The organism is Paenibacillus sp. FSL L8-0470, assembly GCF_038008625.1.
Taxonomy (GTDB): Bacteria; Bacillota; Bacilli; order Paenibacillales; family Paenibacillaceae; genus Paenibacillus_AQ.
Genome location: NZ_JBBOZM010000001.1, coordinates 6,921,570 through 6,944,762 on the forward strand (window position 1 = coordinate 6,921,570; position 23,193 = coordinate 6,944,762).

At 50.5% G+C, this 23,193-nt stretch carries 15 protein-coding genes; 6 read left to right on the forward strand and 9 right to left on the reverse strand.

Annotation, left to right across the window (positions count from 1 at the left end; genetic code table 11):
* Position 1 precedes the first annotated feature (1 nt).
* Positions 2-2,320, reverse strand: coding sequence for a helicase C-terminal domain-containing protein (locus NST99_RS31560; protein WP_341096941.1), 2,319 nt, complete (start codon positions 2,318-2,320; stop codon positions 2-4).
* Positions 2,321-2,539: 219 nt separating this feature from the next.
* Between NST99_RS31560 and NST99_RS31565 the strand changes: the two genes are divergently transcribed.
* On the forward strand, positions 2,540-4,477 hold the full coding sequence (locus NST99_RS31565) for an LTA synthase family protein (RefSeq protein WP_341096943.1): 1,938 nt from the start codon (positions 2,540-2,542) through the stop codon (positions 4,475-4,477).
* Positions 4,478-4,561: 84 nt separating this feature from the next.
* Here NST99_RS31565 and NST99_RS31570 read toward each other — a convergent pair whose 3' ends face one another.
* A complete protein-coding gene (locus NST99_RS31570; RefSeq protein ID WP_341096947.1) occupies positions 4,562-4,993 on the reverse strand; it encodes a MarR family winged helix-turn-helix transcriptional regulator in 432 nt (143 codons plus the stop codon).
* A 247-nt stretch (positions 4,994-5,240) separates the two neighbouring features.
* Between NST99_RS31570 and NST99_RS31575 the strand changes: the two genes are divergently transcribed.
* On the forward strand, positions 5,241-6,935 hold the full coding sequence (locus tag NST99_RS31575) for a methyl-accepting chemotaxis protein (RefSeq protein ID WP_341096949.1): 1,695 nt from the start codon (positions 5,241-5,243) through the stop codon (positions 6,933-6,935).
* Positions 6,936-7,099: 164 nt separating this feature from the next.
* On the opposite strand, the gene NST99_RS31580 is transcribed toward NST99_RS31575, so the two are convergent.
* From NST99_RS31580 to NST99_RS31590, 3 genes are all read right to left on the reverse strand, one after another.
* Entirely contained in the window at positions 7,100-9,109 is a 2,010-nt protein-coding gene (locus tag NST99_RS31580; protein WP_341096951.1) for a putative bifunctional diguanylate cyclase/phosphodiesterase, read from the reverse strand.
* A gap of 229 nt (positions 9,110-9,338) precedes the next feature.
* A complete protein-coding gene (locus tag NST99_RS31585; RefSeq protein WP_341096953.1) occupies positions 9,339-10,997 on the reverse strand; it encodes a hypothetical protein in 1,659 nt (552 codons plus the stop codon).
* Positions 10,990-11,790, reverse strand: coding sequence for an ABC transporter ATP-binding protein (locus NST99_RS31590; protein WP_038597612.1), 801 nt, complete (start codon positions 11,788-11,790; stop codon positions 10,990-10,992). Before NST99_RS31590 ends, NST99_RS31585 begins: the two co-directional genes overlap by 8 nt.
* A 278-nt stretch (positions 11,791-12,068) precedes the next feature.
* Here NST99_RS31590 and NST99_RS31595 point away from each other — a divergent pair, with 278 nt between their 5' ends.
* The gene (locus NST99_RS31595) at positions 12,069-13,436 is read left to right on the forward strand and encodes a dicarboxylate/amino acid:cation symporter (protein ID WP_341096955.1); all 1,368 of its coding nucleotides are present in this window, start codon (positions 12,069-12,071) and stop codon (positions 13,434-13,436) included.
* A 187-nt stretch (positions 13,437-13,623) separates the two neighbouring features.
* Here the strand turns inward: NST99_RS31595 and NST99_RS31600 are convergent, their stop codons facing one another.
* The 4 genes from NST99_RS31600 to NST99_RS31615 all read right to left on the reverse strand — a co-directional run bounded on the left by NST99_RS31600 (position 13,624) and on the right by NST99_RS31615 (position 17,437).
* Positions 13,624-14,616 (reverse strand): Gfo/Idh/MocA family protein, encoded by a 993-nt coding sequence (locus tag NST99_RS31600; RefSeq protein WP_341096957.1) that lies wholly within the window; start codon positions 14,614-14,616, stop codon positions 13,624-13,626.
* Positions 14,617-14,712: 96 nt separating this feature from the next.
* On the reverse strand, positions 14,713-15,672 hold the full coding sequence (locus tag NST99_RS31605; RefSeq protein ID WP_341096959.1) for a 1,4-dihydroxy-2-naphthoate polyprenyltransferase: 960 nt from the start codon (positions 15,670-15,672) through the stop codon (positions 14,713-14,715).
* A 33-nt stretch (positions 15,673-15,705) separates the two neighbouring features.
* Positions 15,706-16,479 (reverse strand): DUF6081 family protein, encoded by a 774-nt coding sequence (locus NST99_RS31610; RefSeq protein ID WP_341096961.1) that lies wholly within the window; start codon positions 16,477-16,479, stop codon positions 15,706-15,708.
* A 40-nt stretch (positions 16,480-16,519) separates the two neighbouring features.
* Positions 16,520-17,437: a prenyltransferase gene (locus NST99_RS31615; RefSeq protein WP_341096963.1), complete on the reverse strand. Its 918-nt coding sequence runs from the start codon at positions 17,435-17,437 to the stop codon at positions 16,520-16,522.
* 172 nt (positions 17,438-17,609) lie between these two features.
* Between NST99_RS31615 and NST99_RS31620 the strand changes: the two genes are divergently transcribed.
* The 3 genes from NST99_RS31620 to NST99_RS31630 all read left to right on the forward strand — a co-directional run bounded on the left by NST99_RS31620 (position 17,610) and on the right by NST99_RS31630 (position 23,112).
* A complete protein-coding gene (locus NST99_RS31620; RefSeq protein ID WP_341096965.1) occupies positions 17,610-19,967 on the forward strand; it encodes a bifunctional diguanylate cyclase/phosphodiesterase in 2,358 nt (785 codons plus the stop codon).
* Between the two features lie 123 nt (positions 19,968-20,090).
* Positions 20,091-20,711: an acetate uptake transporter gene (locus NST99_RS31625; RefSeq protein ID WP_341096967.1), complete on the forward strand. Its 621-nt coding sequence runs from the start codon at positions 20,091-20,093 to the stop codon at positions 20,709-20,711.
* A 259-nt stretch (positions 20,712-20,970) separates the two neighbouring features.
* Positions 20,971-23,112, forward strand: coding sequence for a bifunctional diguanylate cyclase/phosphodiesterase (locus tag NST99_RS31630; protein ID WP_341096969.1), 2,142 nt, complete (start codon positions 20,971-20,973; stop codon positions 23,110-23,112).
* The last annotated feature ends 81 nt before the right edge of the window (positions 23,113-23,193 follow it).

A 23,193-nucleotide genomic window follows, 5' to 3' on the forward strand; every position in this document is an offset into this window, starting at 1 on the left:
TTCAAGCCAGTACAAGGTAGTTTCTCCATTCCCCGGGGAGCAGCTGCTGGTATGGATATTGCAGGAACCGGTCATCTGCGAGCACAATGCTTCCGCTGTCATTCTCGCTGCGGATCAGCCTGCCCCCAGCCTGCAGCACCTTGCACATGCCGGGATAGACATAGGCGTAATCAAAACCGTTCTTTCCCCGGGACTGGAAATATTCACGCAGCAGATTACGCTCCAGCCCTACCTGCGGCAAGCCTACCCCTACAACCATCACACCGTTCAGGCGGTCACCGGGCAAATCCACACCTTCCGAGAATATCCCCCCCAGCACGGCGAAGCCCAGCAGTGTTTCAGGGTTATCCGGGCGAAAGGAGGAGAGGAATTGCTCCCGCTCGGGTTCACTCATACCGCTGCTCTGCACCAGCGTGGGAACCTCCGGATATTTGTCCGCGAATATCTCATAAACATTCTGCAAATAGACATACGAAGGAAAAAACACCAGATAGTTGCCTTTCCGGGAGACCAATCCTTTCAGCGCATCACTCAGTGGAAGCAGAGAATCGGCCCGGTCGCGATAACGGGTGGAGACTGGCAGCACAGACACCTGCCACTGCTCCTTATGAAAGGGAGAGGGCACACTCAGGCTGTAGTCTTCCTCGCCCGCGCCGATCATGTCCCTGTAGAAGGAAAGCGGCGACAGCGTAGCCGAGAAGAAGATCTGGCTGCGGTAGCTCTTTCCCATTTGCTGCAGCAAAAAGGAGGGGTCCAGATTGAACAGCTTCAGCACCACATCCCCGCGCTGGACTTCCGCATAGGTGACATACCGTTCATCATAGGTCTTGAACGTGCGCAGCATCCCCTGCACCGCATAATACGTATCCAAAAGCCCGCCTTCACCGTCTTCTTCCCCCTCCTGTGCAACCAGCGAAATAGGCGAAGGGCTGAGCAGCTCAAGCTCCGCTTCTGCGGCAAAACTCTCCAGCAGGGCAGGCAGCTCCTCCGGATACATCGTCCATTCACCTGCCCCTTCTTCATTGCAGCGTTTGCGCAGGGCAATGAAAAAAGCATTTACCGCTTTGGCGGCAACGCCGAGTGAGCGGTTAACGGTCTTGTACTGGCGCTGCAGCGAGAGGAACGGAGCCTTCGCCAGACTGGCCGAGTACATCTCCCTCCCCCGGTCCACCAGATTATGGGCCTCATCCACCAGCAGCACCGTCTTCTTCTTCCGTTCCTCCGGCAGCCGCTTTAAGCTGATACGGGGATCATAAATATAATTGTAATCACATATAACGGCATCACAGGCATAGGCGGCATCCAGCGAAAATTCAAACGGGCAAACCTGATGTCTCTTGGCATACCTGGCAATCACGTCCTGTGTCATCAGCGTCTCATGCTCCAGCATGTCCAGCAGCGCGTTATTGATCCGGTCATAATATCCGTCGGCAAAGGGACAGAAGTCCTTAGTGCACAGCCCCTCATCACGAAAACAGGCTTTCTCCTTTGCCGTAAGCGTAATAGCATGCACATGAAGCCCGCCTTTCAGCAGCATGGCTATTGCCTCCTGCGCGGCGAACCGGTTAACCGTCTTAGCGGTCAAATAGAACAGCCCGGCTGCCTTGCCTTCTCCCAATGCTTTGAGCGCAGGAAAGAGGGTGGACATCGTTTTGCCGATACCGGTCGGGGCTTGGGCGAACAGATTAACGCCCTCCGTGACTGATTTATAGACCGCAGCCGCAAAATGCCGCTGTCCCTGCCGGTATTCGGCAAAGGGAAACGACAGCCCGCGGATGCTGGCTTCCTTCTGCGCCTCATGCCTGACCATCAGCTCAGCATAAGGGGCATATTTCGCTACCGTATCAACGGCAAAGGCAATCAGCTCTTCTTTGGACAACTGCCTGTAGAGGCTCCGCTGCTCTTCACCGCCCCGCCGGACATAGGTGAGCTTGACCTCAATAGAAGTAAGCTCCTGTGCTAGACATATCATATAGGCGTACATGTATGCCTGCGCCCAGTGCACCTCCCGGCCTTCGAAAGCAGGTTCGAGCGGACCGGCCGTTGATTTGATCTCTTCGACCGTCACACTTCCGTCCTCCCCGGTGAGCAGGCCGTCGCAGCGTCCGTCGATCCTAAATATAAGGCCTTCATGGGCAATTTCTGTCTTCAGGTAGACTTCTTTACGGTCTCCTTCCTTATACTGCTTCTGAATGTGCTGATGAATACGCGTACCCTCCACCATCGCTGCTCCACTGCGGAATCCCGGCTCCAGACTGCCGCTGCTAAAGACATATTCCACGAGGGATCTCACTGAAAGAACTATTTCCGCATATTCCATGTATGCCCACCCCCACTATTTCCCGAGCCCCTTTTTAGCATCGGTGGCCGTTTTCGTCCTTTTTCCATGATATAAACTGATCTGAGTGCTATAATCCCGGCTTCATTCCTGCGCATATCGCTTTACGCGGTTCATGGTGGTTATACGACGATTCTGATTTTTGACATTCCTCCACCAGCACTGCATAATAAGTTCTATTAATATGGAATTCTTTTGTCTATGCGCTGCGTCCTCCTAGCCGGGAAACGGCGTTTCATCTTGCAGAAAGAAGGCGAAGCTGTGTCATCCCTTACTATTAAACGATGGTTGGTTAAACCATTTGTATTCTTCTCGATCATCTTCATTCTCAAAAGCTGTCTGGCTTGGGGTGTAATCTTTGGAGATTTATTGCCCTGGAAAACAATATTAACCGAAATTCCTTTTGTTTGGGCGCTTTTTTGCCTTATTGAGCGTTTTGCCTCCAAACGGAAGCTTGGTTATTATATGACCGTCAATCTGCTCGTTACCGCGATCTTTTTCGCCGCTATTATGTACTTTAAATATTACGGAGTTATTGTCACTTACCATGCAGCAGAGCAGGTGAACCAAGTCACTGCTGTCCGCAACAGCGTATTTTCACTGATGGACCCTTACTATCTGCTGATATTTGCCGACATTATCATCCTGGGCATCTATTTCTTCTTTAATAAGAAGGGCCGGACGTATAAAAAGGATAATATTAACCGCTGTGACCACCGCCGCAACGGCAAGCTTTCCTTCAGCGTGCTGTTCGCCGTTTCCTTCGCACTCTGCTTGTTCAATATACTGCCCAATAAGGCCAGTATGAATGAGATCAAGAAAGCGCAGGAGATGGGTATCCTCAATTATGAGGCTTATACCATTTTTGCTCAAGATAAAACAGAGCTTGTGAACGCCAGTGAGATTACGCAGGATGCTATCAACAAGCTGAAGGGAATTGATCCCGCAGCTGTCTCCCCGCTTCAGGGTGCTGCCAAAGGCAAGAACCTGATCATCATTCAGCTCGAGTCCTTCCAGAGCTTTCTGATGGGACTAAAAGTGGACGGCCTAGAAATTACGCCGAACCTCAACCGTCTGATGGATGAAAGTCTTTATTTCCCTAACTTCTACCAGATGGTGGGGCAGGGAAATACCTCGGATGCGGAGTTCGTTGTTAACTCTTCTTACTATATTCCGCCGCAAGGTGCGGCTACGATGGCATATGTCGACAAGGATCTGCCAAGTCTGCCGAAATTGCTGCAGGCCAACGGGTATCAGACAGCCACCTTCCATACGAATGATGTGGAATTCTGGAACCGCGGCGAGCTCTACAGTTCACTGGGCTGGGAGCAATATTACGACCATAAGTTCTTCGGAGATGAAGATACCTTCTTCTTCGGTTCTTCCGATGAAGTGCTCTACCGCCGGTCTGCCGAGAAGCTGAAAGAAATGGATGACAGCAGCAAGCCGTTTTATGCTCAGGTCATTTCCATGTCAGCGCACCATCCGTTCACCATTCCGGCAGAGAAATATCAAATGAAATTGCCTGAGCGTTATGAGGGCACCTTTGTCGGAGACTATATCCGTTCGCAGAATTATGCCGACTATGCCTTCGGACAATTTGTTGAAGAGCTCAAAGCAAGTGGTGTCTGGAATAACAGTCTGATCATGGTCTACGGAGACCATATGGGACTGCCGATTTATTCACTGGACCATGATGACAAAGAACTGATGACTGAAATATACGGACATGAATATGAATATTCCGATATGCTCAATATTCCGCTAATTATTCATGCCGGAGACAGCCTCAAGCCACAAACTCTGGAACAAGTTGGCGGAGAAATTGATATTATGCCAACGGCTGCCAGCCTGCTGGGTGTCTCCATGGCGAACAATATCCACTTCGGCCAGGACTTGCTCAGCCAGACATACAATCTGCTGCCGCAGCGTTATTATTTGCCAACCGGCTCCTTCATTGCCAGCTCCGGGCTGTTGATTCCCGGGAACAGCTTTGAAGACAATACGCAATATAAACTGGCTGCCGGAGGGAAAACTCCTGACGGTACCGAAGATGAATATACCAATGCTTTGCGGTTGCGCCAGCTGTCAGACAGCTATGTGACCCAATTGCCGGATAAAAAGACCGCCGTAGAATAACATAGGCGGATTAAGCAGCAGTACAGAAAGAGCCGCGCTCCCATTTGGAGCGCGGCTCTTTCTGTATCCCTCAGGCCAATCCCGTTATCGTTCCTGCTTCTCAAGTATCCGGTAATAGTCCGCGAAGTTCTGCAATTCCTCCGGCTTCAGGATTGATAAATGTTCGGCAAGCAGCAGCAGCGAACGGTACTGCGCTTCCTCCAGCAGCTCCTGGCCCTTGGCTGTAAGAGTCACAATAACTGCTCTGCGGTCATTCTCATCCGGCTCGCGTGCGATAAGTCCCAGCGCTTCTAACCGGTCCAGCATGACTGTAACCGCACTGGACTTCACCTCAAGCTTATCGGCCAGTTGGATCACCCTTGCTTTTTTCTCCTGTGCGATCATGCGCAAAAGTCCGAATTGCGGCACAGTCAGACCGATTTCTTTATGCAATGACATCTGTGAAGTGATTTTACGCTGCACCCTCCACATAGACAATCCTACGGCTTCAATCAACGGATCGATTTGTTGCGGCATCCCTTTCAGCTCCCAGTCCGTTAGTCCTGCCTTAAGCGTAACACTTCGGCAGGTGATGATTCAATGCTTTTGTCTTTTTGGACATGATCAGAGTCATTGCAAAAGTGATTTTTTTAGGCAAAGTTTGCATTTTCCGACACAAAAATACTACATTCTAGATACTGCTCTAGGAGCCGCGATACGCTATAATCTTAGCAGTGAACAGTGATTCACTGAATATATTTAGTCAGGGCTGGTGGTACAAAACATGAAATTGGCAACAAAATTAACTTGGATGATGCTCATTGTGTTACTTCTTGTCGGATCATCCATCGGGTTCTTCGGATACCGCGCCGCTTACAGACAAGTGGATGAAGCTGCAGGTATCGAACTGGTAGGCTGTGCGAATATTACTACCGGCCTGGTAGATCCCGCTGACATATCGGCACTGGTGTCAGGTGACAGCAGTAAGGTGGCCGCTGTAGAAGACCGGATCAGCTGGATTATTAACCATAAACCGATTTTCAAGGAAGCCTTCATCCTATCCTTGGACGGTACTGTGCTTGCCGCAGACAAAAGCTTCAAAGAAAGAGGCTATAAGGCCGGCGACACTTTCTATTTTTCGGATAAAGATAAAGAAATGATTACTACCATGAAGCATTCCGCATACTCCAAAGTTTATACATATCAAGGCACCTCCCTCAAAACCGGGTACGGCCCCATTTATCAGGATCATGACCCCACGAAGCCCATTATCGCACTTATGGCCATCAATTTTGACGGCCCGCTGATTCAGACGCGTACGAGGGACATCATCGTTCAGCCTTTCATTATCGGCGCATCCATACTGGTAGTAGCTATTATTGCCGCGTATTTGGCCATCCGGCGCATGGTTAGACCGCTCACCAAACTATCCAGTTCAGTTAACAACGTGGCTAAGGGCGATTTGACCCGTGAACCGCTCCTGTTCAAGAGCAAGGATGAAATCGGCACCTTGGCCCGCGACTTTAACGAAATGACGTCGAGCCTGCGCTACCTCATCACCCAGGTCAATGATACCTCCATGCTGGTGGCCTCTTCTTCCCAGGAACTCTCAGCAAGCGCTCAGGAAACGAACCGGGCCGGAGAGCATAGTGTCAATGTCACCCTTGAGCTGGCGGATGGGGCCCATACGCAGCTGGACAATTTGGAAGGAAGCTATAAAGCTGTACAGGATATGTCCCGGTTTATTACCGACATTGCCGACAATGCGGACAGCGCCATGAACAATGCGGCCAGCAATGCACTGAGAGCCCGGACAGGACGGGAAGCGATGGATTCCACCACCTCGCAAATGCAGGTGGTCAGCGGCAGCATTACCGATTTATCCGCTATTATCGAGACACTGGGCAGTCATTCCAAGGAAATTGAGAACATTGTCGGTACGATTGCCAGCATTGCCGAAGAAACCAACCTGTTGTCGTTGAATGCGGCGATAGAAGCGGCCCGTGCCGGTGAAGAAGGCCGAGGCTTTGCTGTTGTTGCAGGCTCTGTTCGTAAGCTTGCTGAACGCTCAGCTAAATCAGCAGGTCAAATTGGCGATTTGGTCAATCTCATTGTAAATCAGATGGACAAGGCCGGAGAAACCATGAAACGTTCCACGGATGAAATGCAGCAGGGCAGAGAAATGATCCTGTCTGCCGGGCAATCCTTCTCCGAGATAGAAGTTTCTGTCTCCGATATGTCTTCACAAAGCCAGCAGATTTCGGCGACCGTCCGTGAACTGGCACTGATCTCCGACGGACTCGTGACAACGATTCAGAATATTGTCGCAGTATCGAACCAGACTGCCGAAGGCGCCGAGACCTTATCCGCTTCCTCCCAGGAGCAGCTTGCAGCTATGCAAGAGGTTGAATCCTCCGCTGCGTTCCTTTCTTCACTTGCTGAGAAGCTGCAGGTGCTGGTGGAGAGCTTTAAAATCTAATTCTAATAAAGCAGCAAGTCTCAACAAGACTTCGCTGCTTTTTTAATGCTACAGACTTAACAAGTGCTAAATTCTTATCTTTGAACAAGAGGCTGGCCATCCTGTTTCTCAGTGATGACCAGCCTCTTGTATAGTACATTGAGTTATATAAACGTATGTAGCGTCTAGGCTGTATTTTCTATAAACCATTGACCCAGTTCATGAACCGGCATCGGACGGCCGTAATAGAAACCCTGCATTACCCGACAGCCGAGGGATTGCAGCAGTTCTATCTGTTCGGTGGTTTCTACACCTTCGGCCACAACCTCCATATTGAGGTTACTGGCAATCGCAATAATATTGCTGATAATCGCTTTTTTCGAATGCATTTTACTTTTGCGGATAAAGACCTGATCAATCTTAAGCGTATTGACCGGAATCTCATCCAGATTACCGAGTGAAGAGAACCCTGTACCGAAATCATCGAGCGATACACGCACCCCGAGATTCCGCAGCTTGGAGAGCTGTGCTACCGTCTCCTCCATATTGTTCATTGCAATGGATTCCGTGATCTCCAGTTCGAGAAAATGCGGCTCCAGACCAGAGCGTGTAAGCGCCTCCTCCACCACATCATACAGGCCTCCGCCTTCAAACATCCGGGCCGACATATTGATGGATACAGGAACATTCGCTACCTCAGCCCTGTGCCACAGCATATTCTGGCCGCATACATCATGCAGCATCCAGTACGTAATCGGCACGATAAGGCCCGTCTCTTCGGCAATCGGTATAAACTCTGCCGGAGAGACGATCCCATGCTCCGGATGCCTCCAGCGCAGCAGCGCCTCCAGTCCAACAGTGACGTTCATAAATGAATCCCACTTCGGCTGATAAACTACCATAAATTCAGAGCGGGCCAGCGCCTTGCGCAGATCCTTCTCCAGTGACATCCGCCGCAGCTGGTGGCGGTTCATCTCCTGATCGAACACACTGAATTTATTTTTGCCGGAGTCCTTGGAGGTGTACAGCGCGGTATCCGCGGCTTTCATCAGCGCAGAGCGGTCCGTGCCATGCACGGGAGCCAGGCTGATTCCGACACTCGCTGTTACATACAGCTCATTGCCCTTAATGCTGTAGGATTTCTTAACCTCCCGCAATACATGCTCTGCCATGTCCTGAGCATTCTCTAATGTACAATCCGGCAGCGCAATCAGAAATTCATCGCCGCCCATCCGAAAGACCTTGCCTTGGCAGCCTACACAATACATCAACCTGTCTGCAACCTCCTGCAGCAGTTCATCGCCGATGTCATGTCCCAGCGTGTCGTTAATCGACTTGAACCGGTCCAGATCGACAAAAAACACCGCACCCGTGTTCACCCCAAAGAACTCCTCGAGAAAGTAACGCTCCAGCCCATGCCGGTTCGGCAGCTCGGTCAAAGGGTCATGATAGGCCATCTTTTCCAGAACATGCCGGTCCAGAAACACGGCGCCTCCAGAAATAGCGAGCATAAACAGAGTTACCAGCGATACCCCTGTCAACAGAATGAAATCCGTCTCCATCAGAAAGGGCTTAGTCCCAAGCCAACTGTTGAGCTCGAAGCGGCTTGTACTCAGGCTGATATAATGCATTCCGGTTACCGCAAACCCGATGAACAGCGAGGAGCAGAGCTTCCTGGCACTGAAGCCTGTGTAATCCTTAAACTTGCGAAACAGAAATACAGCGATGTAAGAGGCCAGAAGAGCAATCATCATAGATATGCCCTGAGCCATTGGCTCATAGTGAAGTCTGCCGTCCATCTCCATAGAGGACATCCCGATGTAATGCATGGCAGAAATTCCACCGCCCAGAATGAAGCCGGAGGCCAGCAGCCTGAGCAGCCGCTGGCGGGATGCTACCGCAATCCCCAGGGCCAGAAAACTGGAAAGGATGCTGATCAGCAGGGACAACACCGCTCTGCCCGGATGATAACCGACTTCAAACGGCAGGCGGCTGGCCATAATGCCGACAAAATGCATCGCCCAGATTCCGCTGCCCAGCACACATGCCCCCGACAGCAGCCACAAACGCCGGATCTTGCCCGTAGAATGGGAAACCTGTGAAATCAGATTAAGCGCTGAATAGGCCGCGGTTGCCGCCAGCGCGAAAGATAGCAAAACAATCCAAATGTTATAGTGGATTCCCATTTGATCCATAGTTGACCTCTTCACCGGTTATATTATCATTATCGCTGCATGTATTCTCAAGTATAAAATCAATATACGAGTATCAGATAAACGGAAGAGTGTGTAAAGATTATAGGTGATCCCTGAGAACTAACTTCAGCTGTATTCTACCTTTTATTTGGAAATCTGTCTAAGTAAATACTGGAACTTGAACCCCTTTTTTGAGGATGGCAAAAAATGTCCATATTTGCCTGCTGCCTCAAGCGCCGAGAGTTGGGAGCTTCCCGTTTCGCGGAGCGGCTTGGGGGAAGGAAATATGCCAAACCCACCAATTGAGAGCTGCCAAAATTACCAAATAGATGTAAATTCCCGGGAAGAACAAGGTGAACACATAATGAACCCCGGCAAATCCCATTAATATAAACAGTAAGGCAAAGGAAATCCCTTTGTAATCACTCTGCTTGGCAGCTTCATATTTCTCAGAGAAGGGCAGCGCCTGCGGCATCATGCGATGGCAGATGACGGTATACAGCAGCGAGGCCAGCAGCACAGCGAACAAATCTACAATGATCTGGCCTCCGAACAGCCAGACGAATACCGCTCCTTCCAAGACAAACAATGGCAGTAGCAGCCGCAGCAGCACCGCCTTAAGCATCCCGCGGTACACCGCGGCCGTCTCGGGCAGTGGAATAGCTTTATAAATCCATGCGCCCTTATAGCTGGCCGAATAACGCAGCATTTGCACAGCAGTCAGCACCAGCATTGCGCTGAGATAAACAAACAGGTAAGCTTTGGAGCCTCTGACCGCCTCCATGTCTCCGCTCCACACCTGGTTGAATATAAAGATAAAGGGCAAGACCAGCGACAATCCTATGGACGGGTATACCTTCAGCTTGAAATCCCGTTCGTTTTTCATCATGGACCAGGTAAACCGGAAGAACATCCCCTCTTCCTTGTTCCGGCATACAATCGCAGACAGCCGCCGGGACAAGCGTCCATTATCTTTGCCCGCAGCGCCCTGCTCCGCCAGCTTCTGCAGACTCCGTTCGAATGTCGGCATCAGCTTGATGTATGCCGCAAGCAGTATCAGCGGCACCACAAGGCCAAGCAGGGCCAGCTCCACAAGATGGGCACTCTTTTTCCCGGCAATCAGCAGCTCAAACGGAGCAGAGAACCAGATCGGGGCGAACAGAAAATTCCACCAGGCCGCTTTAAAAGTAACACCCAGCTCAGTGATGTTGAACAAGCGGGAAATCAGCTGGGCGCCCACCGTAACTCCAATGGATAAAATGATCTGGACATAGTTGATGATGTCCTTGAGCTTTTCCCCGTCAAAGACCCTTAGGATCAATAAATAGAGCAACGCGGTAAATACAAGGATAAAGCAGTCCATCAGAATGACCGCAGCAGCGTACAGCAGGAAGAAAGGCACTCCCTGGATAAATATCGAAGCGATCAGTGACGGTCCCGTAAACGTCAGCGTGACTGTCAGCAAATAAATGAGAATATGCAGGCTCTTCGCCATGCTCAAGGTCCGGCGGTTCACCGGCTTGGAGAACAAAATATTCTTGTCCCGCAGATCCAGCATGACCGAGGAGAAGTCGGAGATCAGTGTTGTCATAATCATGAACATAACCACACTAAACAGCATACTCATCATCAGGATATAATTTCCCTTGGGAATAACGATGAAAATCATCATCAAACCGATCAGTAAATAAAACCACTGCACCCGGAACGGCGAACCCTCGGTCTCCTGCTTATTGTTCTGTGATCCCGCAAATACCGTCGGCGTCCGCCTTCCGTCCATGGTCAGCTTTACTTGAAGAATGTTGCGCAGCATACCATAATCGACACCGATTCTCTTGAAGCCTCCCTGCAGCCGGTCAAGCAGCTTCAATACAAAGAAATCATTCATGCGGAGCACCCTCAGCAATGACCGCTACAAATTCACCGGCGATATCCCGGTACTGGTCAAATCCGGTCAGCTGATTGAAGATCTCCTCCAGCGAGCCTTCCCTGTTCTGCTCCTTCAACTGCGAGAAGCTGCCGTCTGCTACGATATCTCCTCCGTCGATCAGGATGATCCGGCTGCTGATCTTCTCTACCACATCCATAATGTGCGAGGAATAGAAGATAGTCTTGCCCCGTGCCGCGAGTGAGGCGAAGATTTCTTTAACGATCATTACACTGTTGGCATCCAGCCCGCTGAGCGGTTCATCAAGAAATAAGATGTCGGGATCATGCAGCATGCTGGAAATCAGCAGCACCTTTTGCTTCATCCCTTTGGAGTAGGAGGCGATACGCATGTCGTAGGCCCTCTCCAGGTTTAAAAGACCCATCAGCCTTTCCGCCTTCTCATCGGCATCCTTTTGCTTCATGCCGTACAGTTCGCCGATGAATGTCAGATACTCCCTCGCGGTCAGGCTGTCATACAGCTCTGCAACCTCAGGCACATAGCCGATCCGCCTTTTGTAGGCAGTATCTCCGTCAGCGATGTCTCTGCCAAAAATTTTCACCGTACCGTTGTAACCCTCTACCAATCCGAGCATGATCTTGACCGTGGTGCTCTTGCCCGCCCCGTTGGGTCCGATATAGCCAATGATTTGCCCCCGGTGAACCTCCAGATCGATTCCCCGCAGCACCATTCTGTCACTGTAATTCATCCATAAGCCAGATATTGAGATGACCGGCTCTTCCAATAGCCCCATTGTTAATCTCCTTTCGAATCGGCTTTCTTTTAAATCATCAAGACAAACTTTCAATACTATTCCTATTCTATCAAATTTTACAACGTTCCTCATGTGAGTAATCGCAACAAGTAACCCGTAAACTTATACATTCACAAGAAGATATTAAGATTACGAATCAACGTGAAAATTACAATTCTTATCTTTTAAAAAAGGATTGACAGTACAAAGGAACTTCCAGTATATTTATCCCACATTAATTCTTATATAACCAATTAGATTAGGGGGTATTATTAAAAATGTCTACTATCGACAACAACTTGATCACCGCCATCGAAAGCAACTGGTATGGCTTTGTTGTATCGATTTTTGTATTCGGGGTACTCTTCCTGTTGGCCCGCAAGCGAGTCGGGTTTGGTACGCGGGTCATTGTAGCTCTGGCAATTGGTCTGGTCGTCGGCATCCTTTTTCAGAATCTGGAGTTTGACACCAAGGCTATCACCACCTTCGGCAGCATCTATGTCAGTCTAATCCGCATGCTGGTTGTCCCTCTGGTCTTCGTTCTGGTGCTTAACAGCATTGCATCGCTGACCAATCTGGAATATTTGCGTAAGATCGGCTTCAAGACCTTTGCCTGGTTCCTTGGAACAACGGGTATTGCTTCAATAATAGGACTACTGGTTGCACTGCTGTTCAACCCGGGAAACGGCATTCAGCAGGATGTGCCGGCCGACTTCACCGCCCGTGAAATTCCGGCCTTCTCCCAGGTCATTCTTGACCTTGTGCCTTCCAACCCGATCAATGAAGCGGCTGAAGGCAAGGTTGTGCCGGTGCTTATCTTTGCAATCTTCCTTGCAGTGGCCATCATCAAGATCGGATCGAAAAATGCAGAGTCCGTAAAGCCTGTGCGTGACCTCATTCAATCGCTGACACTGGTGCTGCATCAGGTCGTTAAATTCATCATCCGTCTGACGCCTTACGGTGTCTTTGCACTTATCGCCGGCATCACTGCCCGCTATGGCTGGGAAACGCTGCAGGAGCTGGGAAGTGTAATTATAACCTCCTACGTCGCACTGATTATCCATTTTGTGCTGGTGTTTGGCGGGCTCGTATTTTTTGTGGCCAAGGTCAATCCGCTGCGCTTCTTCCGCAAAATTTATCCCACCGTTGCCGTGGCCTTTACAACCAGAAGCAGCTACGCTGTACTTCCGGTTAATCTTGAGGTTATTACAAAACGGCTGCATATTTCTCCCCGGATCGCCAGCTTTGTCGCTCCCCTTGGGGCGTCAGTCAACTTCAACGGCTGCGGCGGGATCTGGCCGGCCATTGTTGCTGTCTTCACTGCACAGGTATTCGGAATAGATCTTGGCTTGACTGACTATATTCTGCTGGTCTTTGTCAGCATCATTTCCTCGATCGGAGTTGCCGGTGTGCCCGGACCCGCAGTGATCTCGACAACAGTCGTACTTACCGCTTTGGGCCTGCCGCTTGAAGGTATCGCAATCGTCGCCGGTGTGGAAGCGCTGATCGACATGGGCCGCACAGCTGTAAATGCTACCGGTACAACCGTCACCGCCCTGTTGGTCGCCAACTCCGAAGGAGAGTTCGACCGGGATGCCTTCAATAACAACAACGACGAAGATGAGCTTATTGCATCCGCCGTATAATTCAGTGTCTGACCTGTATTCACCCAAGTCCAAACGGCTTCGCCGTCCTCAAAAGAACGGCATCCGTTTCAGCGAGAAATAGAAGGATAATTTATAGCGTGAAACATATAAATTCATATCTTTCCAAAAAAACGGCTGCGCCGTCCTTGAATCAGGACAGCGCAGCCGTTTATGTGTGCAACAAAAATTACAGCAGAATCCGTTCCCGCCGGCGGGCAGAATCGAGGCAGGTCTCAATCAGCCGCATATTCAGCACCGGATCATCTGCTGCTACTCTGGGTTTAACCCCGGAAACGGCCGCCGCAAAATTATCGGCCTGCCAGACATAAGGATTTGCGCCGGTAGCTTCGATCACCTTCGCTTCGCCGCACGTATGCAGGATGAATTCCGCATCCTCAAATCTCGCATTGAACGGCATCGGAATTTCAATCCGGCCCTCCGTGCCGAGCAACTCCAGTAGCTGGCGGTTGTAGGCCCACATCCCGCAGTCGAAGATCAGGCTTACTCCGCCTGGAAACTCAACCAGACCTGAAGCCATCATATCCACATTGTCATGCTCCGGGGAGAACATCGCTTGTACCGTTACCGCTTCCGGCTCCGCAGCGAACAGCATACGCGCCGCGCTGAGCGGGTAACAGCCGACATCGTACAAAGAACCACCGCCCCAAGCCGATTTAAAGCGGATATTCGTCGTATCCCCGGCATCATTATATGTAAATGTTCCGCGGATTGACCGGAGCTCACCGATTTCTCCCCGGGCGATAATGTCCTGCACCTCGGCAATCCGCGGATGATGCCGGTACATGTAGGCCTCAGCCAGATGAACACCGGCCTTCCGGCATGCTTCCACCATCTCTGCCGCCTCAGCACTGTTAAGCGCAATAGGCTTCTCACAGAGCACATGCTTGCCAGCTTCCGCAGAGCGGATGACCCATTCCCGGTGAAGATGATTCGGAAGCGGAATATAGACCGCATCAATATCCTGATCCGCAAGCAGCTCCTCATAACTACCGTAGGCCTTCTCTATCCCAAACTCCGCAGCCACGGCACTGCTTTTCTCCAGTCCACGGCTCGCTACTGCTGCGATGATGCCGGATTCCGATTCCTGAATAGCCGGCATGACCGAATTTGTGGCAATCTGGGCACATCCCATAATTCCCCAACGAAGTTTCTGCGCCATAGCTGTACACCTTCCTTGTATTAGATTGTCTATTTATACCTATAGACACCATATCATAGAATAAGGTTTATCTCTATTTACAGAGGTAGGATGATGTTATGAGGTGATCCAAATATCCAGCACAACGGCCACTCCAAGCACAATAACGCGGGCCATGCTCATCAGCACGAAATTTTTGACTGCCAGGATAAAGGTCGTCGCCTTCTCCTGCTTCTCAGAAAACAGGGCAATATTGCGGCGCAGCGGGATCAGTGTCAGCAGCAGCAGCACAACCAGAACAGGATGGACGCCAAGCAGCAGCAGCACGATCAAATCCAGAAAGGAGACATAGTAGAGAAGCTTAAACAGCAGTAACGCATTGCTGCGGCCGATGTAGACGGGCAGTGTATACCTGCGGTTCTCCATATCATCCTCAATGTCGCAGATGTTGTTCGCCAGCATGATTCCGGCAATTCCCAGAATCGCCGGCACCGAAAACCAGAATAGATACAGGACCTCCACAAAGTTGATATGCAGATCAATCCAGTCTTCCCGGAACAGCAGGGTAACAACACTCTGGTCGGAATGGATGTAAGCCGAAATGAAGATGATGACAAAGCCCATAAACAGGCCGGAGAACAGCTCACCCAGCGGCATCCGCGAGATCGGTATCGGCCCGAATGAATACAGGATCCCGATCAGGAAGGACAATCCGCCGAGCAAAAATATGATCAGACCAGTCTGGGAGACAAGGGCAATCCCGCCCCCAACCGCCAGCACCAGCAGGATGATAATCGTCGCAACCACAGTACTTTCCTTGAGCTTGTAATGAACAATGGCATTATGGGTCTCATAGCCGTAGCCGTGGGTTTTGGCCGCTTTTTTGAAATCGTAATAGTTGTTAATTGCCGTTGTCGCCATATCGAAGCTCAGCAGGGACACGAACATGAGCGCAAAACGCAGAGGATAAAAATCCTCAAACCGGTACAGAGCATACAATGACCCGAGCAGAAACGGGATAACACTAGCCACCTTGGTCGGCAGCTCTACAAATCTCAGGAAACTTTTTACATTCAAGGTGATCCACCCTCATCTGTCAAATAAGCACGGTTATTGTGCGGATGTTGTTATGGTCAGCGGAGACCATTCGGCGATGACTGTCTGGCCATGGGCGGACACACTGCCTTCGGGCGTGAGGTCCTTCTCGGTCATAATGCCCAGTGCTACAGTGAAGCTGTTGAATTTGATCGGCACATGCTGCTCGCGCCGCACCTCTTTGCCGTTGACATAGAACACAGCCTCATCGTTCCCGCGGTTATAGGTTATCTTGTACGTGTTGAATTCACGCGGTTTGAAGTCCGTATCTTCCTTGAAAATGCAGAAGTATTTCGTTCCCCCGGTTTCAGGAACCTGCACGCCCGGGAAAGGCAGAACTCCGTAGACGCTGGCATATTTGTCGTTTCCGGCAAAGAAATCAAGCGCCGCACCCGTCGTGAAATCAAGCAGATTCAGCGAAACATAACCATCATACAGGTCTCCGGGTGCCGTACCCTGTGTGCGGGCGCGAATCTGCAGCTCGAAGCTGACCTCTCCGCTCTCCGGCACCTCGACCGGCTGAGCCGAATAATACATATGCTTGGCATTGTCGAGAATCTGCACATGGTTGTTCTGGCGGGACAGCTGGGCCCGCACATAAAGGTAGCCATTGCGCACAATCACAACAGCCTCCGGCTCACGGTAAGCCCAGAAAGAACCATCCGGCAAGGTGAATCCTCCGGTCTTCCAGACCTTGCCCTCCGACAGAATAGTATGAAAGTCTCCGAGTATGGTCGGGTTATACTGTGCAGCCTGTGCATCTTCATTGCTTGTTTTGTTCTTGTCCATGGGGTTCACTCTCTTTCTATCATCTAATGTTCAGCAATCTTTACATAAAGCCTTGAAGCAGCAGCGCTACCGCCATAATTGCACCGCAGCGCACGGAGGCCTGCTGGGAGGCGCCCATCAGCGGCAGATAGGCTGGCGAGGCATTTTGCGGCTGCAGGCCGCGGTATACATGCACCGGCGCAATCGCAGTGAGCAGTGCAAGCAGCGCATAAACCGGAAGCACGCCAAAGCCCACGCAGACGATCAGAGAAGCGTAGGACATATAAAGCAGCACACGCGAGAAGATCAGCGACTTGCGCTCTCCCCAAACGACAACAAGCGTACGCTTGCCTGCCTGCTCGTCCGCTTTCCAGTGCAGAAAATGATGGTTGAACAGCAGCAGCGTCGTCAGAAGTCCAACCGGAACCGAAAGCAGCACCGGCTTCAGGCTGAATTCGCCAGTCTGCACGAAATAAGAGCCGAGTACAGGCATAATGCCAAACGCAACGAAAATGGCGAATTCACTGTAACCCTTGCCCCGGTACCCAAAACGCAGTGGTGGAGCGACATAGAAATAGGCGATAAGTGCCCCTGCCGCTACAAACCAGAGAATCTCCCAGCCGCTATAAATACTGAGCACCGCGCCGCAAAGCACGGCGACTGCAAGCAAACTCCAGGTCAATACTGCGAAAACGGTCTCCGAGAGCAGACCTCCGGACAAAAAACCGGAGTTTGTGGAAATCATCCCCGGTGTGTTTTTTGCCTCCATATCAGTTCCGTTGCGAAAGTCCCATAAATCATTCACCATGTTAGAGAACAGATGCGCAGATATTGCCCCGATGATCGTTATAACAAACAAAAACGGATGGAACTCTCCCTCCCATACATATGCCCCGACAGTTCCCAAGACAACCGGTATGAGCATAACTGGGATGGTTCCAAACCGTGTAGCTTTCTTAAAAAATGTCCATTTATTCATGCCCAAGGTGGTCCCCTTCTATTATAATGTGATAATTATTATTGTTTAATTATTATACATCAAATTTCGACAGTTAGGGCAGAAAAGCGCTGCAAAATATTCCCTAATCATGGTACACTGGTTATAATGGTACTTATTTCCTATAAATTCTATAGATACTAAGGGGAGCAACATGAAGCTGCGCAAAAAAATAGTGATCTTCATCTGTGTCGTGGCCCTATCCGGCTTAGGGCTGACTTATCTGCTCCTGCACCTGATTCTGCTGGGCCGCTTCGAGAAGCTGGATGAAGCCGCACTGCGGGATAAGCTGGAGAATGCCGTCTCCTCTTATCAGAATGAGCTGCAGAATATGAAGACCCAGTTGCTTAAATATTCGGTTTGGGATGAATCCTACCGGTTTGCGGAATCCACGGACCCCGCAGATTCTATTAGTGACGCCTACCTAAGCAGTAACTATAGCCGGACAACTTATGAGATTAACCATTTTGATATGATGGCCCTGCTGAACCCTTCGGGTACCCCCTTGTACGGGGAAACCTACAATCCGGACTCCCGCAATCTATCTCCGCTAACACCGGAGATCATCACCTTGTTCAGGGATATTCATCAACGGCTTCCGAAATTATCCGGCGCAGAGGATAGCACAAGCGGCATTGTATTACTGGATAAAGGCCCTATGCTGATCACCCTGACCCCTATTGTAAACAGCGGCAAAACGAAACCGGTTGTTGGAACAGCAGTAGCCGGCAGAATGCTGCAGCAGGAGCAGCTCACAGAGATCTGGAATGAGGCAACGTCCACCATCCAGATCAACCCTGTGAACTCCGGCAGACTCGCGGAGAGCAACGGAAGCAATATCTGGATGAGCCCTGCCTCGAACAATGTAATGTCCATTCACACAACTATATACGACCTGTTCGGCAACCCCGGTGTGGTTCTCACCCTTAAGCATCCGCGTCAGATCTACGTAAGCGGACTGCAGTCGATTAACAGCTTCCAACAGTATTTTCTTGCCGTCACTATGCTAATAAGCGGGGCCAGTCTCCTCTTCGTCAATCAATCTATCCTCGTAAGAATCTCCTTGTTGACCCGGAATATCCGGGCTATCGGCAGAAGCAAGGATTTATCCATCCGGATTGGCCCTTCCGGCAAAGACGAATTCAGCGATGTGGAGCAGGAGTTTAACCGGATGATTGATTCCCTGGAGCAGGCGCAGGAAGAGCTGCAGCTGCAAGCAATGCTTGACCCTCTGACTCAGCTGCCCAACCGTTCGCTGTTCTTCGCGAAGCTTAATGAAGCGATTGCTTCAATTAAAGGAACCGGCAGACAACTCGGACTGGTATTTATTGATCTGGATCACTTCAAAACCGTAAACGATACACTCGGCCACGACTTTGGTGATGCCATGCTGAAGGAGATCGCTTTGCGGATTTCCCAAGTTATCGGACGTTGTGATGTGGTGTCCCGTCTGGGCGGCGATGAGTTCACGATCCTGCTCGCCGATATCCCCGATTCGGACAGCATTTCTGAGCAGCTGCTACGCATACGGGAGACGCTGTCGCTGCCCCACCGCATACAGGGACATCTCCTCTACAATACGGCCAGCATTGGCGTCAGCATCTATCCGCAGAACGGCGAAGACGCCGACTTTCTGGTCAAACAGGCCGATCTGGCCATGTTCCATGTCAAAGAAACAGGCCGCAACAATATTTTTCAATACTCTGAGGATCTTGAAGAAAGTATCCGCCGCAAAAATGTACTCTCCCAGCTGCTGCTCTCCGCAGCCGTGAATCATGAATTTGAAGTCCATTATCAGCCGATCCTCAGTTCCGGCAACCTGAAGGTTTCGAAGCTGGAGGCGCTGCTGCGCTGGACAAGCCCTGCATACGGCCCTATCTCGCCCGGCGAGTTTATCCCGCTCGCCGAAACCAGCGGCTCTATTGTAAACATCGGGAGCTGGGTGCTGCGGCAGGTCTGCTCCGATCTGCGTACTTTCCGGCAGAATGGGCTGGAGCTGACCGTGGCGGTCAACATTTCCGCCATGCAGCTGATGCAGCCGGGACTGTCTGAGCTGCTGCTGGAGCTGCTCCATGAATACGGGCTGCCCAGCTCATGCCTGGAGCTGGAGATTACGGAGAGCGTGCTGGTGTCGGGTGACAGTATTTTCCATTCACTGCAACAGCTCAGGGGACACGGTTTCCGCATTTCCCTGGACGACTTTGGCACAGGCTTCTCTTCCCTCAGTTACCTGCGGCGCTTTCCCGTTGATGTTATCAAAATCGACCGTTCTTTTGTTTCCGAGATGACACTGGGCCCGCAGGGTGACGTGCTGATCAAGGCTATTATCGAGCTTAGCCATACTCTTGGACTGCAGGTAGTTTCCGAAGGAATCGAGCTGAAAGAGCAGTTCGACATGCTGCGCGACCTGGGCAGTGATGAGCTGCAGGGCTACTATATAAGCAGGCCGGTAAAATTCCAGGATATCCCTGACTTTTTAACGCAAAATAATCTCCTTTACCACAGTAAATGAGCACTCTTTTTTTGTAGGCAAGCTCAAAACGATATGATATGATAGGCAAGCTGATTACAGCACCCCTTTCCGGGTGCTGTGATCCTATGCGAACACTTATGAAAATTGGAGGCTTTAATTGCTATGTCAGCGCAACCGCAAACACAATCCGTCAAAATCGTCACTGCCGACCCCAGCGCCATCGGCTTGTTCGGATTGGCTATCGTCACCTTGGTCGCTTCTTCACAAAAGCTCGAAATTACAACAGGTCTCAGCTACTGTATTCCATGGGCTATATTCCTCGGAGCCTTCGCCCAGCTGTTCGCTTCTATCCAGGATGCCAAACACAACAACACCTTCGGGATGACCGCTTTTGGCGCTTATGCGTTCTTCTGGTTCGGCATGGCCGGAAGCTGGCTGATCAAGCTGGGTGTATTCGGTACGGTTCTGGCAGAAGGCGTTGATCCCAAACAGCTCGGCTTTGTTTTTGCGGGTTATTTGGTCTTCACGCTGTTCATGACCCTTGGCGCTGTGGAAGCCAATAGAGTGCTGCTTGTTATTTTTATACTGATCGATTTCCTGTTCCTCGGCTTGACCTTTGATGCGTTCGGAGTGGCTGCGGAATTCTTCCACAAGCTGGCTGCCGTATCGGAACTGGCCATCGGTATCGTATCACTGTACGGCTGCGGTGCATCTGTGCTCAACGCTCATTTCGGCCGCACGTTCCTGCCAATCGGTGCACCACTGGGTATTTTCAAGAAATAATCCCGTCTCTTCACTTGCACAAAGTCCATAATGTACTCATTTCTAGAGCAACGGATAAATACAGGCTGCCTTTAGGCGGAACGTATTTATCCGTTTTGGATTTTACGGGGTTCTTGTTAGGTTTTTCCTTGCACAAAGGCGATAAAAATGACATGCTAAAGAAACACCCACGACATATCTCGACATTTTTCTGCGGTGCTGGAACAGCTTCTAATGAGTTATTAATATAATGTTGAATTTCGGGTATCGGAGGCATTCCATGGCTTTCTTTAATAAAAAGCCTTTAACGATCATCCTCGGCTTCTTAGTCGTGCTGCAGCTCTCTCTGTTCTATTATTACTCCTTATCAGTGAACCGGGAATACCGGGCTGAAAAAGCCGGCTTGTCCTCAAAGGCAGTCATGTTATCATCGAACATTGAAGAGAAGGTTTCGATTGTCAAAGGTGTTAGTTCCTTTATTCAAACGGTCGGCTTTGATGCTGAGCCAGCGCTTATTAATCAATATTTAATGAAGGCTTATAACAATTCAAGCAATATTATGAATATTATGATCGCTCCGGACGGCCTCATCCGTTATCTCTATCCTCTCTCAGGCAATACAGCGATTCTTAATAAAAGTCTCCTGCTCGATCCCGACTTGTCCTCGCCCGGTTTGATTCAAGAAACGATCACTTCCCGGGGCATTACGGTGGACGGTCCCCGGGTACTTGCCCAGGGTGCCTTCGGCATGGTAATCAGGCAAGCTATTTATAACGGCAACTCATTCTCCGGCATCGTTTCCGTCACACTGAAGATCAATGATATTGAGAACCAGCTGCTGTTTAAAGACTCCCCCATGTATGTAACAGATGAAGACCATACCTTTTTATTTGGCAATCAAGCCCACGGGAACGAAGAGCAGGTCACGGTTCCCATTGAAATTAAAAATCAGCATTGGCTGATGGGAATCCCCTTTTCTTCGCACAAGAAATGGGAGATCTTCCGCAGCGTCCTGTGGATCGACATTTCCTTTCTGCTCGTTATGGCCTTTATTCTGTATATCTTCTGGCATCAGGACCGGTTCAACCGCGAACTGGAGCGCGTGGTCAATATCCGCACCCGGGATCTCCGAATATCCAAACGCCTATATGAAAAACTTGCCCATTATGACAGTTTGACGGAAATTCCGAACCGGCGTTACTTCATGGATGAATTCGGACGGCTGCTGCAATGCGCCGAACCTGCGCAGACCTATACGCTGTTCTTTTTTGATCTAAACAGGTTCAAGGAGATCAATGACACCCTCGGCCACTCCACGGGCGACCAGGTCATCAAAACACTGGCCTGCCGGCTGAAGGACAGCGGCCTGCCCTTCAAGCTGTTCGCGCGTACCGGCGGCGATGAATTCGTAATGATCTTCTCCGATTTGCCGCGGGAGCAGATCCCTGAAATTTCCGGGCATATCAGCCTGCTGATCTCTGAAACACTGCTGATTGCCGGGGCATATTTAAGTCTCTCAACCAGCATAGGGATCTCTCTTTATCCGGAGCATTCCCTCCACAAGGAGGATTTGCTGAAATTCGCCGACATGTCCATGTATCAGGCGAAGTCACAGGAAGACAGCAATTATTTCGTGTTTGACTGGGAGCTGCGCGAGAAGCTGGAGCAGAAAACGATGATCTCCAAGTATCTGCATTCCGCGCTGGAGCGTGAAGAATTCGTGCTCCATTATCAGCCGCAGATCAATGCCGTCACCGGCCAAATGGTTGGTATGGAGGCCCTGATCCGCTGGAACCATCCGGAGAAGGGGCTGATCGGGCCCGGAGCCTTCATCACTGCTGTGGAAGACGCCGGGCTAATGATTCAGCTCACCGACTGGGTGCTGCAGGAAGTATGCCGCCAGCTCTGCGAATGGAGAACGATGGGCATGCCGCTGCTGCGGACATCCATCAACATCTCCAACAGCTGGTTCTATAACCGGAATCTGATAGAGAACCTCCTTGGCGTGCTTGAGCAATATGGGCTGGAGACGAATATGCTGGAATTCGAGATCACAGAAAGCACCGCCCTGCTCGAGGAGCATTATCCGCTGCTGCAGCAGATGCGCGACCATGGGATTGTCGTTTCGATTGACGACTTTGGCACCAAATATTCTTCACTGAATTATTTGAAGCATTTCCCTGTCAACAAGATCAAGATTGACCGCACCTTCATTACCGGCATTGGTGTCAGCTCCATTGATGAGACCATTATTAAGTCAATTGTTTATGTCGCCTCCCAGCTTGGTTATGACCTGATTGCGGAAGGTGTAGAGACGCCTGAACAAGCCCAGTTCCTGATTAAGCATGACTGCCCTTATATCCAGGGATTTCTTTACTTCCCTCCGCTTCCTGCGGATGAGATCTTCAAGCTTGCTTCCTGATGTTGCCCGGGAAGATACTGTACCGTATGTCTCAGGCTCCCTTTGGGGAGCTTTTTCTGTACTATATATAATAAGTAAGCA

Coding starts and splice junctions, on each gene's coding strand:
- NST99_RS31575 (WP_341096949.1), top strand. CDS start 5,241: ATGAAATTGGCAACAAAATTAACTTGGATGATGCTCATTGTGTTACTT.
- NST99_RS31585 (WP_341096953.1), bottom strand. CDS start 10,997: ATGAATGATTTCTTTGTATTGAAGCTGCTTGACCGGCTGCAGGGAGGC.
- NST99_RS31570 (WP_341096947.1), bottom strand. CDS start 4,993: ATGCCGCAACAAATCGATCCGTTGATTGAAGCCGTAGGATTGTCTATG.
- NST99_RS31630 (WP_341096969.1), top strand. CDS start 20,971: ATGGCTTTCTTTAATAAAAAGCCTTTAACGATCATCCTCGGCTTCTTA.
- NST99_RS31565 (WP_341096943.1), top strand. CDS start 2,540: ATGCGCTGCGTCCTCCTAGCCGGGAAACGGCGTTTCATCTTGCAGAAA.
- NST99_RS31610 (WP_341096961.1), bottom strand. CDS start 16,479: ATGGACAAGAACAAAACAAGCAATGAAGATGCACAGGCTGCACAGTAT.
- NST99_RS31625 (WP_341096967.1), top strand. CDS start 20,091: ATGTCAGCGCAACCGCAAACACAATCCGTCAAAATCGTCACTGCCGAC.
- NST99_RS31595 (WP_341096955.1), top strand. CDS start 12,069: ATGTCTACTATCGACAACAACTTGATCACCGCCATCGAAAGCAACTGG.
- NST99_RS31590 (WP_038597612.1), bottom strand. CDS start 11,790: ATGGGGCTATTGGAAGAGCCGGTCATCTCAATATCTGGCTTATGGATG.
- NST99_RS31615 (WP_341096963.1), bottom strand. CDS start 17,437: ATGAATAAATGGACATTTTTTAAGAAAGCTACACGGTTTGGAACCATC.
- NST99_RS31600 (WP_341096957.1), bottom strand. CDS start 14,616: ATGGCGCAGAAACTTCGTTGGGGAATTATGGGATGTGCCCAGATTGCC.
- NST99_RS31580 (WP_341096951.1), bottom strand. CDS start 9,109: ATGGATCAAATGGGAATCCACTATAACATTTGGATTGTTTTGCTATCT.
- NST99_RS31560 (WP_341096941.1), bottom strand. CDS start 2,320: ATGGAATATGCGGAAATAGTTCTTTCAGTGAGATCCCTCGTGGAATAT.
- NST99_RS31620 (WP_341096965.1), top strand. CDS start 17,610: ATGAAGCTGCGCAAAAAAATAGTGATCTTCATCTGTGTCGTGGCCCTA.